Below are 15,419 nucleotides of genomic sequence, written 5' to 3'. Positions count from 1 at the left end.
GACGCACCCGGGACCGCCAACGAACCAACCGCGATATCGATCACCGAACCGACATCCGAGCCCCCACCCAACGAGCCCTCGACAGACTTCTCGACCTCGCCGCTGCCAGCGTGCAACGAGTCAGTGGGAATCGAGCCACCGCCCGGAAGCGAGGAATCACCACCGAGGGAATCCGACACCGACTTCTCGACATCACCACTGCCGCTCTCGAGCGCATCGCTGCCCGCCTCGAGCGAGTTGGTCGGGATGCCGCCACTCGGTGGGGTCGGCAGCGAAGAACCTCGATCCAGCGAGCCCTCGACAGACCTCTCGACCTCGCCGCTCCCGGCCCGGAGCGACTGCGTGTCGATCGGCTCCTGGCCGCTACCCGGAGCGGAGGCCGACGACAGCGGCTCGAGCGAGGCCGGGTCCAGGGAACCGCCGCCCTGGGCGGTGGAGGTCACGGCGATCTGGAGCGCCGCAGACGACCCGGTCTCGAGCAGCTCGTCGCTGAGCTGCGCAGACGACACCCCCTGTGCGCCGGCGACGACGAGTGCCGACGCGGCAGCAATGGACGCAGCCTTGGTGTATTTGGTGGACACTGTGGGCTCCCTCTAGTTGGACGTGGGCGGGCAGGGCCGCCTCGGTCTTCACCTTCCCTATCGCCCGACGTGTCCATACCGTCACACTGCGCACGGAGAAGACATCTCACTCACCGTCGGACCAGGTCAGGGCCACAGTAATCACGGACGATGCCAGCTCACCACCGCCGGTGCAGGGAATCCCCCGCGCATGGTATGTGCACACCGCACCACCGGCACGACGCCGTTACCGGCGGGTTTCAACAGAACAGGGAACGGTTCGCCGCGCCCCGCCCCCTCGCAGGGCGCGACTGACCTTATCGAAAATTAATGTTCTCCCATAGCCGGCCGGCCCCTTGCGATACGCCGTTATGGCACAACACCGTTTCACCGCCCCTGACGGTCGATCCACTCCCGGACGGCGCGCGTGGCGCGGACGTCGTCCTCGTTGTAGGCCAGGATCCGCGCCCGGTCGGCGTCGCGCTCCTCGCCGCGCGCGGCGCAGGCGTCGCGGTACCACCCCAGCGAGGCTTCTCCACCTGCATCCGGGTCCCGCCAGGCGAACCCGGCCACGGGCGCCACCACCTTGAGTCCCATCCCGGCGGTGGAAACGAACTGGGTACGCACCGCCTCGTGGACATCCACCCACTGCGCAGAGCCCACGAAGTCCCGGACCTCCCGTACCGACGGCACGCCCTCGACCACCGCGACCGTCCCCTCCGGACCGAACCGCGCGGCGGACGAGAGCATCCACGCGTTCTCGGCCGACCGCGAGTAGCAGTAGGCCCGGAACGTGCGCCCGGCCTCCCGGGCGCCGTCGCGCACGCCCGTGAGCCAGCGCCAGAACTCGGCGAAGGCGCGCCCCTCGTCGGTGTCCGGCAGCGGCTCCCAGGTGAGGAACGCGCGGTAGCCCTCCTCCCAGGAGTCCCCGCCGTCGCGGACCGTGAGCAGGGTCCCCCACAGGTAGGCGCCGTCGTCGAGGTGGCTCTCCAGGTCGACGTCCACCTCGACGTCGGCGCGCGCGATCGACGGACGCGCCACTTTGGGCACCACCACCAGGCCCTCGCGGTAGGCGCGGGCCCGGAGCACGGCGTCGGCGAACGGCTCGCCGTTCCAGCCCGGCGGCCGCTCGGCGCCGGAGCCGAGCGGCGCGGCGGCGAGGCGGGCGACGGTGCGGATCCCGGCCTCCCGCAGGGGACCCACCTGTCCACCGCCGACGACGAGGCTCACGTCGTCGGCCGCCGCGAGCCGGTCGCGGCAGCCCGCCACGGGCATCCCGTGGTCGGTCCACCCCTCCCACCAGGGGCAGGTGCGGCACTCACCGATCCGACTCGGCGCGGTGCCCAGCTCGCCGCGCACCACGGCCAGTCGCGTGGCGTGGTTCGCCTCGGCGGCGGGCAGAACGGGCTCGAGGTCGTGGACCACCGAACGCCCTGAGCCCAGGCCCAGGACGGCGCCCACGGGCCGCGGCGCCGCGTGCCCGAGCACCTCGAGCAGCCGCCACGCGTGGGCCAGCCGGTCGAGGTCGCCGGGGTGACGCCGCAGCCGCAGCGTGGGGTCCGGGGCGGGATTCCAGTCGAGCAGGCGCGTGACCCGGGCCGGGGCGGATCGCCCGCGGGCGGGGTCCACGACCTTGTGGTTGACCACCAGCACAGGCGCGTACCCGCCCTCCGGAACGGCGGCCAGTGCGCAGCGCAGCCCCCGCCGGCCGGAGGCCGGGTCGGCGGGAAGAGCGGCGCCCCAGACGAGCGCCGCGCCGCCGGCCAGGGCGTCGAGGGTGGCAGCCTCGTCGTCGGGCCCCGGGACATCCCCCGGCAGATCCGTCCAGTGGTCCCCCACCACGTCCACCACCCGCGCGTCGGGGAGAGCGTTGCGCAGGGCGCGCTCCCGCAGGCCGGCGCGGCGGTCGGCGGCGGCCATGGCGCGCAGGCGCACACCCTCGTCGATCGGGGCGGAGCGCCACCAGCCGGGCCCCGCGTCGCGCTCGCGGGCCACGCGGTGCAGGCAGCGCGCCCCCGAGGCCGGTCCCACGACCGCCGACCCGGGGGGCGGCGTGACGGTCGTCCCGGCGTCCTCCATCGGGTCCATCATGGACCAGCGGCGCCGCTCCGGCGGCCGCGCGGGCCGGCTCGGGTGCTCAGCCGCACCGTGTCGCCTAGGCTGGGAACCCGAAGATCGCGACGAGAGAAGGATCGACGCCCATGGGCAAGCTGACGACCTACCGCGACAGGCGCGCCAACCTCCGCGCGCACGCCTCCGCACTCAAGGCCTCGGCCAAGACCGAGGCCAAGCTGGCGGCCAAGGAGGCACGGCAGAAGGCCCGCGAGGCCCACCGCGTCGACCTGGCCGAGGCCAAGGAGCGCGCCAAGCTGGCCCGCAAGAACGCGGACCGCCAGGACCGGCGCGAGCAGAAGCGACTCAAGAAGCAGGACGCGATCGCGCAGAAGACCGCGCGGCGGGACCGCAGGGCCCAGGCCGCGCTCGCCAAGAACGAGCGCGCCACCCTCAAGCGCGAGGCCAAGCTCGTGGCCAAGGACCGCAAGCTTGCCGACAAGATCGACAAGGCCGGCCGCAAGCACGAGTACCAGTTGGCCCAGATGGAGCTGCAGAAGATCGAGGCCGGCAAGTTCGGGCAGAAGGACATCAAGCGCTGGCTCGACGTGGCCAAGGTCGCCATGCCGGTCCTGCTGCCGCTGCTCTACAAGGTCGTCTCCAACGCGCAGGGGCCGTCCCACAAGCCGGCCGGCGTCGGCGCGGTGGACCTCAAGGCCCACGGCATCACCGCCACCGGGCCCGGCGCGGCGCTCGGCGCGCGCATCGTGCGCCTCGAGCAGACCCTCGACGAGCTGCAGGCCTCGCGCGGCGGCGAGCAGGACGTGGCGGACTTCCTCACCTCGACCCGCACCCGCCTCACGGACCTCAAGGCCGCGGTCGAGGCCGCCGAGACCACCCCCACCGCCCAGCGGCGCGAGGTGCACTCCGCCATCTCCGGCGAGCTCGACCGGGTCAACAAGGACATCCTCGCGCGCCTCGGCGTCCGGCCTTGACCGCCATGCGTTCGCGCGTCGCCTCCGCCGCCCTCGCCGTCACCCTCCTCGGCGGCGCCGCCGTGCCCGCCGCCGTACTCGGGGTGCCCGTCGCAGCCGCGCACGCCGTGCTCCTCGCGTCGGACCCCGAGGACGGCGCGACCCTGGAGGCGGCGCCCGAGCGCGTCACGCTGAGCTTCAACGAGGAGATCAACCCGTCGTTCGTCACCGTCGCCGTGACCGGCGCCGACCGCACCGACCACGTGCGCGGAGAGGCCACCGTGGAGGGCGAGCAGGTCAGCGCGGGGATCGGGCCGCTGGACGACGGCGAGTACACCGTCGGTTACCGCGTGACCTCCGCCGACGGGCACGTCATCACCGGCTCCACCCGGTTCGCCGTCGGATCGCCGGGGACGACGGCCGGGGCCGGGGACGGGGGTTCCGATCCGGGCCCCACCGCCACAGACGCCTCGACCGCCGAGGTCACCGCAGACGACTCCGCCACCACCGGCGTGAGCACGGCCGTGTGGGTGGTGGGCGGCCTGGCGGTGGTGCTCGTGGGCGCGGCCGTGTTCCTGCTGCGGCGCGGCGGCGACGGTACCGAGGGCGGCGACTAGCGGCGCGGTCTACCGGCCGGGCAGGAAGCGCATCGCGTCGGTCGCCGGGGCGAGCAGCTCCTGCCAACGGCGGCCGGCGAGGAAGTCCGGCCCACCCATGTGGACGAGGCGCTGCGTGGCCACGGTCTGCGCCTCGGTGTACTTGAGCAGGCCCTCGTCACCGTGCCGGCGGCCCACGCCCGAGATGCCCATGCCGCCCATCGGGCCCGCGACCGAGCCCCAGCCGGCGACGTAGCCCTCGCCCACGTTGACGGTGCCGGTGCGCAGGCGGGCGGCGATCGCCTCGCCCTCGGAGTCCGAGCCCGCGAACACCGAGGCATTGAGCCCGTACGGGGTGTCGTTGGCCTTCTCGACGGCCTCGTCCACCGAGTCCACCGGGTAGATCGAGACGACGGGGCCGAAGGTCTCCTCGCCGAAGCAGGTGGCGTCCTCCGGCACGTCGGCCAGGAGCGTGGGCTCGTAGAACAGCGGGCCGAGGTCCGGCCGGGGTCGCCCGCCGGTGAGGATCCGGGCCCCCTTGGCCACGGCGTCCTCGACGTGCGCGGTGACGGTGTCGAACTGGTCGCGGGAGATGAGGCTGCCCATCTCGGCGCCGAACTCGTAGCCGGGCCCCAGGCTCATGGCGCGGATCCGCGCGGTGAGCTTCTCGATGAGCTGCTGCTCCACCGACCTCTCCACGTAGACCCGCTCCATGGAGATGCACAGCTGACCGGAGTTGGAGAAGAACGCGCGGGTCGCGACCTCCGCCACGGTGTCCAGGTCTGCGCCGGCGGTGACGATCATGGCGTTCTTTCCGCCGAGCTCGGCGGAGAAGCCGATGAGCCGCTCCCCGCACTGCCGGCCCAACGTACGGCCGGTCTCCGAGGAGCCGGTGAACATGAGGTAGTCCACGTTCTCGACGATCGCCGTGCCCACGACGCGGCCCGACCCGGGCACCACCTGGAACAGGTCGCGTGGCAGGCCGGCCCGGTACAGCATCTCCGCGCCGGCGAGCGCGCAGAACGGGGTGATCGAGGCGGGCTTGATCACGACGGCGTTGCCGGCGGCGAGCGCGGCGAGCGCGTCGGTGACGGCGAGGTTGAGCGGGTAGTTCCAGGGGGCGATCACGCCCACCACGCCCTTCGGGTGGTGGCGCACGACGGCCTTGGTGAGCCCCGGCAGCATGCCGGGGACCCGCTTGGGCTTGAGCAGGCCGGGCGCCGCGGAGGCGTAGTGGCGGGCCGTGATGAGGCAGTCGAGCACCTCCTCCTGCGCGGAGGCCCGGTTCTTGCCGGTCTCGGCCTGGACGATGTCCATGAGCTCCTCGCGGTGCCTCATGACCTCGGTGGCGAACCGCTCGAGAACCTTGACCCGCTCCTTCGGGCTGCGCTCGGCCCACGCGACCTGCGCGGCGCGGGCGCGTTCGACGGCGGCGACGACGTCCTCGGCGGTGCCCTCCGGGATCTCGGCGAGGGGTTCGCCGGTGAACACCTCGTGGACGACTCCGGCCTTTCGACTCTCGGGGTCGGCCCGGAACTCGGGGATCGCGACGAGGTCGCGGAGACGGTCGTACACGTGCGGCGCGGGACGGCTCATGCTCCCGAGGTTACCGGCGTGGGGGGCGGGGAGGGCACCGGTGCTTGACCCTGACGCCGCGTCAGGCCCGAACGTGGACGTCGTGAGAGATGCTGGACGGATGAGCACGGACACGGGACGCGGCGCGGGCCTGACCGTCGGCGCCGTCGCCGACCTCGTCGGCGTGAGCGTCCGGACGCTGCACCACTGGGACCGGATCGGCCTCGTGCCCCCGAGCGGACGTACGTGGTCGGACTACCGGGTGTACTCCGACGACGACGTGGCCCGGATCCACCGGGTGCTCGTCTACCGGGAGCTCGGCTTCCCGCTGGCGCAGATCGGCGAGATCCTCGACGACCCCGACGTCGACGAGGACGCCCACCTGACCCGCCAGCGCGCGTTGCTGGTCGACCGCATCTCCCACCTGCAGGAGATGGTCTCCGCAGTGGATCGTCTGAAGGAGGCGAACGCCGTGAACGCACCCCTGACCCCGGAGGAGCGGGCCGAGATCTTCGGCACCGACTGGAGCGAGGAGTACCGGGAGGAGGCCGAGCAGCGCTGGGGCGACACCCCGCAGTGGGCGCAGTCGCAGCAGCGCTCCGCGGCGATGTCCAAGGAGGACTGGAAGCGGGTCAAGGCCGAGGGTGACGCCCTGAACGCCGACCTCGGCGCCGCCAAGCGCGCTGGCGTCGCGCCGGGCTCGGACGAGGCGAACGCGCTCGCCGAGCGACACCGCGCGTCGATCTCGCAGTTCTACGACTGCACCCACTCGATGCAGGTATTGCTGGCCGGCATGTACGTGCAGGACGAGCGCTTCACCGAGACGTACGACAGGGTCGAGCCGGGCCTGGCCGCCTGGTTGCGGGAGGTGATCGACGCCAACGCCCGCGCGAACGGCGTCGACCCCGATACGGCCACCTGGGGCTGACCCGGAGCGCCCCGCCTCGCACTCCCCCGAAATCGGCGACTCCGCTGCTGGATGTGCGACCCCTGTGAGGGTCGCCGACCAGACAGCGGAGTCGCCGATTGTTCGGTGGCCGGCTGGCGGGCGTGTGCGGGTTGTCCACCAACCGCCGCCGCACGCCCTGCCCCGGCCGTACGGTCGACGACATGAGCCGCAGCCGCTGGACCACCGCCGACCTGCCCGACCAGTCCGGACGCACCTTCGTGGTGACCGGGGCCAACTCCGGGCTCGGGCTGCAGGCCACGGACGCGCTCACCGCCGTCGGCGCCCGCGTGGTGATGGCCTGCCGCGACACCACCCGCGCCGAGCAGGCACGAGAGGGGCTGCGGTTCCCGGAGCGGGCCGAGGTGGTCGCGCTGGACCTGGCCGACCTCGACTCGGTGCGCGCGGCCGCGGACGCCCTGGCCGGCCGGCGGCTGGACGTGCTGATCAACAACGCCGGCCTCATGAACATCCCCGAGGCGCGCACGCCCCAGGGGCACGAGATGCAGTTCGGCGTCAACGTGCTGGGCCACTTCCTGCTCACGCGGCTGCTCGAGCCGCAGCTCATCGACCGCGTGGTGTGGCTGGGTTCGATCATGCACCGGTTCGGCTCGATCGACCTCGACGACCTCGACTGGACCCGCCGCCGCTACGTCCCCCTGACGGCGTACGCGGCGTCCAAGCTGGCGTGCGTGATGCTGGCCTACGAGCAGCAGCGCCGGCTCGACTCCGAGGGCTCGCCCCTCACTGCGGTCGCCGCGCATCCCGGCTATTCGGCCACCAATCTGCAGTTCCGGAGCGGCAGCCGGGTCCAGGATCTGGTGATGCACGCGGCCGAGCGCATCCCGATGCTGGTCCAGCCCGCCGAACGCGGCGTCCTGCCCGTGCTCTACGCCGCCACGGTGCAGGACGTGCCCGGTGGCGCGTACGTGGGGCCGGGCGGCCCGGGCGAGCTCACCGGCTTCCCGACGCTCGTCCGGTCGAGCGCCGCCTCACGGGATCAGGACGCGGCGGCGGGTCTGTGGGAGCGCTGCGAGGAGATGACGACGAGATGAGCCCCGTCTCGACCGCGGTTCCCCGCTCCCGCGCGCGGTCCGTGCACTCGCGCGACTAGGACCGCGCGCGGCGGCATGGCAGGCGCGCGGGAGCACCGGCGGTCTACGACCGGCGACCGGCGACCGGCCGCCCGCACGTGGCTCAGGCGCGGCGGTGCGCGGCTGCGAAGAGCATCCCGCCCAGGAGCACACTCAGCACGGCCAGGCCGAGGAGCGGCTTGGAGTCGGCGCCGGTGTCTGCCAGGACGGGCGCCGCGGGGACGTTCGCCGGAACGGCAGCGGGAGCGGCAGCGGGAACGGCAGCGGGAGCCGCGGCGGCGGCCGGCCCGGAGGCCTGCACCGCGACGGGCCCCACGGCCGGAGCGATCGCGAGCTCGTCAGCAGCAGGGTCGTCGGCAGCAGGTCCGGCAGCGGCGGCCTCGTAGCCGGCAACCCCGGTCGCCACGGTCTCGTCGTCGTCATCCGCGGTGCCCCCGGCAGCGCCGGCCTCCGCGGCCTCTTCGGCCGCGCGCTCGGCCCGGATGCGCTCCTGCACCTCGACCGGGTCCTCGGCCGCGGCGCGGCGGACGCCGGCGATGCTGCCGACGAGCGCGCCCGGGAGATCGACCCCGACGGTGTCGGCGGCGGTCTCGAGCACGTCGGCGCCCTCGGCGGAGCCCACCACGACGTTGTGCCAGAAGTCGAGCTCGTCGGGGGTGAGCCTGCCGGCGTCCTGCCGCTCGCCGAGGGCACCGAAGTAGGCGCCGGTGAGCTGTAGGGCCACACTGCCGATCGCGGTCTCGGGGATGGACACCGAGCCGAGCCCGATCACGCCGGAGCCGATCGAGCCGGTGGCGTTGACGTAGGTGGATCCGGGCAGGCTGCCCGAGGACGCGACGGACGCGGCGGCGGACCCGCCGGCGGAGCCGATCGCCTCGAGCGGTCCCACGGAGCCCACGACCTGCGCCGCGGAGAGCCCGGCGTCCACGCTCTCGCCGCTGCCCATGTCGCGCAGGCGCTCGGAGCCGGCGGCGAGGTCGGGACCGCCGATGACGGTGTTCTCGGGGATGAGGCCGGTGACGCTGGCGGCGGAGCCGTCGGCGGCATCGTCGGCGTGGGCGGTGGCGGGGAGGGCGACGGCGGCCAGTGCGGCGGTCGCCACGATGACGCCGATCCGTCCGGTCCGACCTGCGGGCTGACGGGTAAGGGACATCGGGGGCGGGCCTCTCGTCTCGTGCGGGACCCGGCCGGTCCCGTCCAGGGAGCAGAGTACTACTGCAGCGCCGAGGTGAGCCTGGCGACGTTGTCCACGTACCGCCCGGGCCAGGGTCGGCGCAGCCAGCACCCCAGCTCGAGGGTCGTGCACTCCGCAACGTACCGGTCCACCACGGAGTTCATGTCCGCGACGGCCGCGCCGCCCAGGACCACCAGGTTCACCTCGAAGTTCAGGCTGAATGAGCGCATGTCCATGTTGCTGGAGCCCACGACGCCGATGTGGTCGTCGATGAGCACGAGCTTGGTGTGGAGCACGGCGGGCGAGCGGTAGCGGCGGACCCGCACACCGGCCTCGAGCAGCGCGCGGTAGTAGGAGCGTTGGGCGTGGTGGACGAGGAACTGGTCGGCGCGTTCCGGCACGAGCAGTTCCACCTCGACTCCGCGGTAGGACGCCGAGGTGATGGCCCCCAGCAGCGCCTGGTCGGGGACGAAGTAGGGGCTGACGATGCGCAGCCGGCGGCGGGCGTGGCTGACGAGCGCGGTGAACATCCGCAGGTTGGGTTCGGTGAGGTAGCCGGGCCCGGAAGGCACCAGCTGGAAGGCGGTGACGGGGCACTCGACGGGCACCTCGTCGTACTGAACGAGCGCGTCGAGGGTGTCCACGACCTCGCCGGACTCGGTGTACCAGTCGACGGCGAACATCGCGTCGAGGGCGTCGACGATCTCGCCGCGCACCTCGACCATCACGTCGATCCACTCGCGGCCGAGTCGCGCGTTGCGGCGGCTGCCGTAGTGGCGGGAGATGAGGTTCTGCGAGCCGGTGAAGCCGACCGCGCCGTCCACCACGAGCAGCTTGCGGTGGTTGCGCAGGTCGGGGCGGCGGAACCGGCCGGAGAACGGGTTGACGGGCAGCATGAGGTGGAACTCCACCGGGGACCGGCGCAGGCGGCGGCGCAGGCGGCCGAAGCCCCGGTAGCGCAGGGAGCCCAGGTGGTCGACCAGCACGCGCACCACGACACCGCGCTCGGCGGCCTCGATGAGGACTGTGAAGAACTCCTCGGTCTCGTCGTCCCAGGAGGCGGCGTAGAACTCCACGTGGACGTGGTGCCGGGCGGTGCGGACGGCCGCGGTCATGGCGGCGATCGACTCCGCGTAGTCGTGGTGCAGGTCCACGTACTCGCCGGTCATGCAGGGCATGGCGGTGAGGGTGCGGTTCATCTCGAGGATGGTGCGCAGGCCGGGGTCCACCTCGACGCCGGCGGGGACGGTGGGCCAGTCCTCGAGCTCCTCGGAGTACAGCAGGTTGGCCTCGGCCTGGATGAGGTGACGCTTACCGGTGAGGTACGGGTTGCCCAGCAGAAGGAAGGCCGGGACGCCGATGACGGGGATGAAGAGGATCGCGAGGAGCCACGCCTGTGACGACGCGGGGTTGCGGTTCTCGGGCACCATCCCCACGGCGAGGATCTTGACCACGTACTCGGCCACGATGACGGCCGTGACGACATCGGGCGGCAGGTCGAACAGGTCGAGCGGGTTCATCCGGCGGAGCGGTTCATCCGTCGGTCCGGGTGAGTGGCCGGCCGCGGGGCAGGCCACGGGGGTCGACGACGACGCCGGCAGTCATGGTCCAGCGCACGACCCCGGCGAGTGCCCGCTGCGCGTACACCGAGTCGGCCGACCCCAGCTCCCGGTAGGCGGGGAGCACGACAAAGGCCTCGTCGTCGGCCACCGCGGTGAGGTCGGCGCGCAGGCCCTCGCGGATCTCGCCGCGGTCGGTGAGCCCCACGATCCCGGCGGTGCGGGTGGACATCCAGCGGGCCACGTCGGCGAGGTCGAAGCCGCGGCGGCGGGCCTCGGTCCACACCACGGACAGGCCGAGGCGAGCGGAGTCGACGGCGTCGATCCTGCCGTCGCGCAGGGCGTCCCACAGCAGCTCGCGGGTGGCGGCGTCGCGGATGGGCGGGTCGAGCCGGGCCACGGCGTCGCCGCCGTGGGTGACCTCCGAGACCAGGGCGAGCATGTGCGGGCAGGTTGCTGCGGTGACGGCCAGGCCCTCGGCCCGGGCGTCCCGGAGCAGGGACAGGACCTCGGCGTCGGCCACGTTCCGCACGTGCAGGCGGCCACCGGTACGACGGTTCACGTCGAGGAGCGCGGGGAGGTCGTCGGGGACCACGTCGACGGCGAACAGCCCGCCGTGCCCGGCGACCTCCTCGGCGGCGGCGGCGAGCCCGTCGCGGTCGAGGGTGGGGGCGCCGTCCACACCGACGCCGGTGCCGATCGCGGTGATGCCGAAGACGCCGCGGTCGAGCAGCGCGCCGAGGCGACCGAGGTTGCCGGGGACGGCGGTCCCCCACAGGCCCACGTCGACCGTGGACTCGCCGGTGACGGCGTCGCGCCAGTCGTCGATCTGGGCCGGGTCGGTGGCGACCGGGGCGTGGTCGGCGCCGTAGTCGACGACGGTGGTGATGCCGCCGACGGCCGCGGAGCGGGTGGCCACCGCCACGTCCTCGGAGCCGACGTGAGGGTCCACCAGCCCGGGCATGAGCACCACGTCGTCGCCCAGGTCGATGATGTGCTCCCCCGCCAGTCCGATGTCGCGGGCGTCGGATCCGGTGCGGACCGACGAGATCATCCCGCCGTCGACGGTGACGGCGGCCTTCTGGATACGGCCGTCGACCACCGCACGGTGAGCGTGGATCAGGAGTTCGTACTGGGCCACGGGTGAGTCCTCCTGCGGGTCGGGCGATCTGGTCGCGTCCGCCATTGTCCCCCACGTCGGTGCTCCCCCGCAGCAGTGATGCCCGATAGCGTGGTGGCCATGACTGAGAACCCCACCGGATTCGTCCCCACGGCCGACCTCGTCGACGAGATCGGCGAGGACGTCCGCAGCTGTGACACCCAATTCCGCGACCTGGGTGGGCGCACCGAGTTCTTCGGCCGCATCTCCACGGTGCGCTGCTTCCAGGACAACGCCCTGCTCAAGAGCGTGTTGGGGGAGCCCGGCGAGGGCCGGGTCCTGGTGATCGACGGCGACGCGAGCGTGCACACCGCGCTGGTGGGCGACCTCATCGCGGAACTGGGCCGCTCCAACGGCTGGGCGGGCGTCGTGGTCTACGGCGCGATCCGCGACTCGGCCGTGATCGCCGGGATGGACTTCGGCTGCAAAGCGCTGGGCACCAATCCGCGCAAGTCCACCAAGACGGGCGCCGGAGAGCGCGACGTCACGGTGAGCTTCGGCGGGGTCGACTTCGTGCCCGGCGACACGCTCTACGCGGACTCCGACGGGATCGTCGTCCGCTGATCCTGCCGGCCCGGCCGGCGGTTCAGGACCCCGTTCCGAGGCTGCCGGTGAGCGTGGCCGAGAGCTGGCCGAGGGAGGCCTCGGGGCCGTAGCTGCCGAGCGAGCCGGGGGCGTAGGAACCGGTCGCGTTGGGGATCTCCAGAGACAGGACGGCCGAGCCGGTGGAGACGATCAGTGAGACGAGGTCCATGAGCGAGCCGGTGCCCAGCGAGCCGTAGCCGAGGGAGCCGCCGAGCGTCTCGACGAGTTCCGGGTCGAGGTCCAGGCACCGGGCTCCGCCGGTGAAGAGCTCGATGACGACGCAGCCCGGGCGGACCGTCAGGTCCGTCGTGGGGCCGGACGAGCCCTCCCCGTCCTCCGCGGCAGCCGTGCCGGCTCCGGCGACAAGGGCTGAGGCGGCCAGGACGGCGGCGAGGGCGGTGCGACGGGTCGGGCGCATGGGTCCTCCGGGGAGGTGAGAGGGGGCGGTGACGACGCTGTGATAGTAGCCCGCGTCACACCCCTGCGGTCAGGCCTCCCGGCGGATCCAGCGCAGCAGCGGCCCGAGCGAGTCGCGGTCGGTGAGGTCCAGTCCTCCCATCTCGAGCATGGCCTCCTCGTCCGGCGTGCGGTCGGGCTTGCGGCGCAGCGCGGCCAGGGCCGTCTTGAGCCCGAGCCGCTGGCGGAAGCTGAGCAGATCGGGGGTCACCGCTCCGCGGAGCTGGAAGAGCTTGAGCTCGCGCAGCTGGTCGGCCGAGAACTCGGCCGACATGAGGTCGATGCGGGACTGGTCGGTGACGGGCGTGGGACCCACCATCACGACGGCGACGCGGCGTCCGGCCTCGACGAGCGCCGCCCAGTTGTCCTTGATGAACGTCGAGCCGCCGAGGCCGCCCTCGGAGCGGATGCCGGTCACGAGCGCGACCGTCCCCGCCACGACGAGTTCCATGGGGTCGGCGGCGTCGTGGTGGGAGGCGGCGGTGTCGAACTCCTCGGCCAGCCAGCCCGCGTAGCGGCGCGCGCCGGCGTCGTCGTCGTGCAGGACCACCGGAGCCTGGCTTCCGGGGGCGGTCATCGGGCCCCTTCCCGGGCCACCACGCGGGCCGCGCGGTCGGCGTACGTGACCACGTCGCCGTCGGCGAGCCCCCGCCCGCGTCGCGTGTCGACCTCGCCGTTGACGGCGACCTCGCCGGCGGCCACGGCGTCCTTGGCCTCGGCCCCCGAGTCGAGGAGCGAGGCGAGCTTGAGGAACTGCCCCAGGGTGAGCTTGCTGGTCAGGTCGCACTCGACGGGCTCGGCCGGGGGGCCGGCTTGGGACCGGGTGGCGCGGCCGACGCGGCCTCGTCCTGCGATGTGGCGGCTCATGCCGCCGAGCCTATCGGGACGGGCCGTCCGACCGCAGTCCCGCCCCGTGCGGGTCCGGCCGCTCGTCCGCCGCGTGCGGGTCCTCTCCCCGGCCCCGACGGGTGACGAGCGTCAGGCCCGCCGCGCCCGCCACGAGGACGACACCGGCGAGCACGAACGCGGCCGTCTGGATCCCGGAGAAGGTGGAGTCCGAGGGGTCGGTCTCGTCGGCCGGGGACTCGTCGCCGCCCTCCGCCGGCAGGGGCGGCAGCTCGCTGAGGACGGGGTACTCGATCTCCGGGGCGGCGTCGCCCACGCCGAACGGCTGCGCCCCGGCCGCCGGGGCGCCGGCGAGCGCGACCGCCGCGCAGGCGGCGGCGATCATCGCGGCGGGGCGGCGGTCCATGTGTGGCCTTCCGGGACGGCGGCCGGACGACCGCGGATTCACGACACTGACGATCTTAGGATCTTCTCAGGTCGCGCGCCACGTCAGGGCCGATTCCGCCGTTCCGACGCGAGGACGGCGGCGGGTCCCGCGAAGCCCGACGGGCCCCGGGGACTCGCCCCAACGAGGTCGGACTGAGCCCGCGCGCGGTGTGGCGCCCCGTCTACTTGCGGTGCACGGAGATCGCGCAGCGCAGGCCCTCCGACGGGTCGGTGAAGAACGACGCCGCCTCGATCTCCTTCTCCTCGCTCGGCTCTACCGTCTCGACGATCTCCGTCGACCCCTTGACGTTACCGCCGTCGATTTCCGCGACCGACACCGTCACCGTGTACGTCACGGCCGTCTCCCCAGGGTTCGTGAGGACGCCCCGGAACGACCACGCCCCGTCGTCCGCCTCACACGTCGACCCGGTGAGGTCGGCTCGCGCGCCGGCCCCGGCGGGGTGCGTCGTGGGGGCGGCGGTCGCCGTGAAGGTCGACGTCGGGCCGGCCTCGGACTCCTCCGACTGACTGTCGTCCGAGCCACAGGCCGCCAGGCCCGCGCACAGCGCCAGGGCCGAGACCACAGCCAGTCCACGGCGAGTCGTGTGTGTCATCGGTTCACTCCAATCTCCCGAGCGGCTTTCGCCCTCTCACGGTGGTCACTCCTCCGTCCGCCGCTTCCTCGACACCAGGACCAGCCCGACACCGACGACGACGAGGAGCGCGGTCGCCCCCGCGAGCGCCGCCACCGTCACGCCGGTGTTCGCTAGCGCGCTGCCCTTGCCGCCCCCGCCCGCGGTAGAGGAACCGCCGGCGGTCACCGTCGTGAGAGGCCCGGGCTGCGGCCGCGACGGCGGTCCCTGCGTGGCCGGAGACGGTTCAGGAGCCGGAGACACTGCGCCGCCGCCCGGGGCGCCCTGCTCCGGCGTGGCGACCGGCGGCACGCTGCCGGTCGCCTCGCTACCGGGCACCCCGCTGCCGGACGCCTCGCTCCCCGCGGACCCGGGAGTCGACCCGAGCCCCAGCGACGCCAACGCAAGCGAACCGACCATGCCACCCAGCGAGCCCGACGCCTCCGGGACGTCCGACCCGGCCGAGCCCGTTGACCCCGCAGACCCGGCCGAGCCCGTCGAACCCAAAGACCCGGGAGCCGACCCAAGCCCCAGCGACGCCAGCGCGAGCGAACCGACCATGCCACCCAGCGAGCCCGACGCCTCCGGGACGTCCGAGCCGGCCGACTCCGTTGACCCCGCAGACCCGGCCGAGCCCGTCGAACCCACAGACCCGGGAGCCGACCCGAGCCCCAGCGAGCCCGACGCCTCCGGGACGTCCGAGCCGGTCGAGCCCGTTGACCCCGCAGACCCGGCCGAGCCCGTCGAACCCAAAGACCCGGGAGCCGACCCAAGCCCCAGCGACG

17 protein-coding genes and 1 pseudogene are annotated in these 15,419 nt (G+C 73.4%); 6 read left to right on the top strand and 12 right to left on the bottom strand.

The genetic code is table 11. From position 1 onward, the window contains the following. Both ACH0BZ_RS06855 and ACH0BZ_RS06850 read right to left on the bottom strand, forming a co-directional pair. On the bottom strand, positions 1-581 hold a 581-nt coding region (locus tag ACH0BZ_RS06855; protein WP_406897256.1), incomplete at its 3' end, for a hypothetical protein. A 366-nt stretch (positions 582-947) separates the two neighbouring features. Continuing rightward, complete coding sequence (locus ACH0BZ_RS06850) at positions 948-2,639, bottom strand: TM0106 family RecB-like putative nuclease (protein WP_406897254.1); 1,692 nt, start codon at positions 2,637-2,639, stop codon at positions 948-950. A 122-nt stretch (positions 2,640-2,761) separates the two neighbouring features. Between ACH0BZ_RS06850 and ACH0BZ_RS06845 the strand changes: the two genes are divergently transcribed. Both ACH0BZ_RS06845 and ACH0BZ_RS06840 read left to right on the top strand, forming a co-directional pair. Further along, complete coding sequence (locus ACH0BZ_RS06845; protein ID WP_406897253.1) at positions 2,762-3,607, top strand: DUF6474 family protein; 846 nt, start codon at positions 2,762-2,764, stop codon at positions 3,605-3,607. A gap of 5 nt (positions 3,608-3,612) precedes the next feature. After that, complete coding sequence (locus ACH0BZ_RS06840; RefSeq protein ID WP_406897252.1) at positions 3,613-4,203, top strand: copper resistance protein CopC; 591 nt, start codon at positions 3,613-3,615, stop codon at positions 4,201-4,203. A 9-nt stretch (positions 4,204-4,212) separates the two neighbouring features. Here the strand turns inward: ACH0BZ_RS06840 and ACH0BZ_RS06835 are convergent, their stop codons facing one another. Then, complete coding sequence (locus ACH0BZ_RS06835; protein ID WP_406897250.1) at positions 4,213-5,778, bottom strand: succinic semialdehyde dehydrogenase; 1,566 nt, start codon at positions 5,776-5,778, stop codon at positions 4,213-4,215. Positions 5,779-5,878: 100 nt separating this feature from the next. Here ACH0BZ_RS06835 and ACH0BZ_RS06830 point away from each other — a divergent pair, with 100 nt between their 5' ends. After that, positions 5,879-6,685, top strand: coding sequence for a MerR family transcriptional regulator (locus tag ACH0BZ_RS06830; protein ID WP_406897249.1), 807 nt, complete (start codon positions 5,879-5,881; stop codon positions 6,683-6,685). 182 nt (positions 6,686-6,867) lie between these two features. Next, on the top strand, positions 6,868-7,758 hold the full coding sequence (locus ACH0BZ_RS06825; RefSeq protein WP_406897248.1) for an oxidoreductase: 891 nt from the start codon (positions 6,868-6,870) through the stop codon (positions 7,756-7,758). Positions 7,759-7,900: 142 nt separating this feature from the next. On the opposite strand, the gene ACH0BZ_RS06820 is transcribed toward ACH0BZ_RS06825, so the two are convergent. Genes ACH0BZ_RS06820 through ACH0BZ_RS06810 form a run of 3 tightly spaced genes read right to left on the bottom strand, consistent with a single transcriptional unit; the run spans position 7,901 to position 11,671 of the window. After that, complete coding sequence (locus tag ACH0BZ_RS06820) at positions 7,901-8,950, bottom strand: hypothetical protein (protein WP_406897246.1); 1,050 nt, start codon at positions 8,948-8,950, stop codon at positions 7,901-7,903. Between the two features lie 59 nt (positions 8,951-9,009). After that, positions 9,010-10,491: a cardiolipin synthase gene (gene cls / locus ACH0BZ_RS06815; RefSeq protein WP_406897245.1), complete on the bottom strand. Its 1,482-nt coding sequence runs from the start codon at positions 10,489-10,491 to the stop codon at positions 9,010-9,012. 13 nt (positions 10,492-10,504) lie between these two features. Continuing rightward, a complete protein-coding gene (locus tag ACH0BZ_RS06810; RefSeq protein WP_406897243.1) occupies positions 10,505-11,671 on the bottom strand; it encodes an amidohydrolase family protein in 1,167 nt (388 codons plus the stop codon). A 99-nt stretch (positions 11,672-11,770) separates the two neighbouring features. Here ACH0BZ_RS06810 and rraA point away from each other — a divergent pair, with 99 nt between their 5' ends. Then, positions 11,771-12,253: a ribonuclease E activity regulator RraA gene (rraA, locus tag ACH0BZ_RS06805; RefSeq protein WP_406897242.1), complete on the top strand. Its 483-nt coding sequence runs from the start codon at positions 11,771-11,773 to the stop codon at positions 12,251-12,253. A gap of 22 nt (positions 12,254-12,275) precedes the next feature. On the opposite strand, the gene ACH0BZ_RS06800 is transcribed toward rraA, so the two are convergent. The 6 genes from ACH0BZ_RS06800 to ACH0BZ_RS06775 form a co-directional block, all read right to left on the bottom strand. Next, complete coding sequence (locus ACH0BZ_RS06800; protein WP_406897241.1) at positions 12,276-12,692, bottom strand: hypothetical protein; 417 nt, start codon at positions 12,690-12,692, stop codon at positions 12,276-12,278. A 69-nt stretch (positions 12,693-12,761) separates the two neighbouring features. Then, positions 12,762-13,307 (bottom strand): hypothetical protein, encoded by a 546-nt coding sequence (locus tag ACH0BZ_RS06795; RefSeq protein ID WP_406897240.1) that lies wholly within the window; start codon positions 13,305-13,307, stop codon positions 12,762-12,764. Continuing rightward, positions 13,304-13,597: an RNA-binding S4 domain-containing protein gene (locus ACH0BZ_RS06790; protein ID WP_406897239.1), complete on the bottom strand. Its 294-nt coding sequence runs from the start codon at positions 13,595-13,597 to the stop codon at positions 13,304-13,306. The genes ACH0BZ_RS06795 and ACH0BZ_RS06790 overlap by 4 nt, the downstream gene beginning before the upstream one ends. 10 nt (positions 13,598-13,607) lie before the next feature. Beyond that, positions 13,608-13,982, bottom strand: a complete 375-nt coding sequence (locus tag ACH0BZ_RS06785; protein ID WP_406897238.1) for a hypothetical protein — start codon at positions 13,980-13,982, stop codon at positions 13,608-13,610. 202 nt (positions 13,983-14,184) lie between these two features. After that, entirely contained in the window at positions 14,185-14,616 is a 432-nt protein-coding gene (locus ACH0BZ_RS06780; RefSeq protein WP_406897237.1) for a hypothetical protein, read from the bottom strand. A 45-nt stretch (positions 14,617-14,661) separates the two neighbouring features. After that, entirely contained in the window at positions 14,662-14,823 is a 162-nt protein-coding gene (locus ACH0BZ_RS06775; RefSeq protein WP_406897236.1) for an LPXTG cell wall anchor domain-containing protein, read from the bottom strand. A gap of 106 nt (positions 14,824-14,929) precedes the next feature. Between ACH0BZ_RS06775 and ACH0BZ_RS06770 the strand changes: the two are divergent. Then, a pseudogene (locus ACH0BZ_RS06770) lies at positions 14,930-15,419 on the top strand (hypothetical protein); the annotation flags it as partial.

The organism is Dietzia sp. 179-F 9C3 NHS (assembly GCF_045369825.1).
GTDB lineage: Bacteria > Actinomycetota > Actinomycetes > Mycobacteriales > Mycobacteriaceae > Dietzia.
This window is presented reverse-complemented; position numbering and strand designations above follow the sequence as displayed.

Bases quoted from the DNA above. Each gene is read 5' to 3' on its own strand.
- ACH0BZ_RS06790 (WP_406897239.1), bottom strand. From the start codon at position 13,597: ATGAGCCGCCACATCGCAGGACGAGGCCGCGTCGGCCGCGCCACCCGG.
- ACH0BZ_RS06835 (WP_406897250.1), bottom strand. From the start codon at position 5,778: ATGAGCCGTCCCGCGCCGCACGTGTACGACCGTCTCCGCGACCTCGTC.
- cls (WP_406897245.1), bottom strand. From the start codon at position 10,491: ATGAACCCGCTCGACCTGTTCGACCTGCCGCCCGATGTCGTCACGGCC.
- ACH0BZ_RS06830 (WP_406897249.1), top strand. From the start codon at position 5,879: ATGAGCACGGACACGGGACGCGGCGCGGGCCTGACCGTCGGCGCCGTC.
- rraA (WP_406897242.1), top strand. From the start codon at position 11,771: ATGACTGAGAACCCCACCGGATTCGTCCCCACGGCCGACCTCGTCGAC.
- ACH0BZ_RS06845 (WP_406897253.1), top strand. From the start codon at position 2,762: ATGGGCAAGCTGACGACCTACCGCGACAGGCGCGCCAACCTCCGCGCG.
- ACH0BZ_RS06850 (WP_406897254.1), bottom strand. From the start codon at position 2,639: ATGGAGGACGCCGGGACGACCGTCACGCCGCCCCCCGGGTCGGCGGTC.
- ACH0BZ_RS06800 (WP_406897241.1), bottom strand. From the start codon at position 12,692: ATGCGCCCGACCCGTCGCACCGCCCTCGCCGCCGTCCTGGCCGCCTCA.
- ACH0BZ_RS06820 (WP_406897246.1), bottom strand. From the start codon at position 8,950: ATGTCCCTTACCCGTCAGCCCGCAGGTCGGACCGGACGGATCGGCGTC.
- ACH0BZ_RS06785 (WP_406897238.1), bottom strand. From the start codon at position 13,982: ATGGACCGCCGCCCCGCCGCGATGATCGCCGCCGCCTGCGCGGCGGTC.
- ACH0BZ_RS06795 (WP_406897240.1), bottom strand. From the start codon at position 13,307: ATGACCGCCCCCGGAAGCCAGGCTCCGGTGGTCCTGCACGACGACGAC.
- ACH0BZ_RS06780 (WP_406897237.1), bottom strand. From the start codon at position 14,616: ATGACACACACGACTCGCCGTGGACTGGCTGTGGTCTCGGCCCTGGCG.
- ACH0BZ_RS06825 (WP_406897248.1), top strand. From the start codon at position 6,868: ATGAGCCGCAGCCGCTGGACCACCGCCGACCTGCCCGACCAGTCCGGA.
- ACH0BZ_RS06840 (WP_406897252.1), top strand. From the start codon at position 3,613: ATGCGTTCGCGCGTCGCCTCCGCCGCCCTCGCCGTCACCCTCCTCGGC.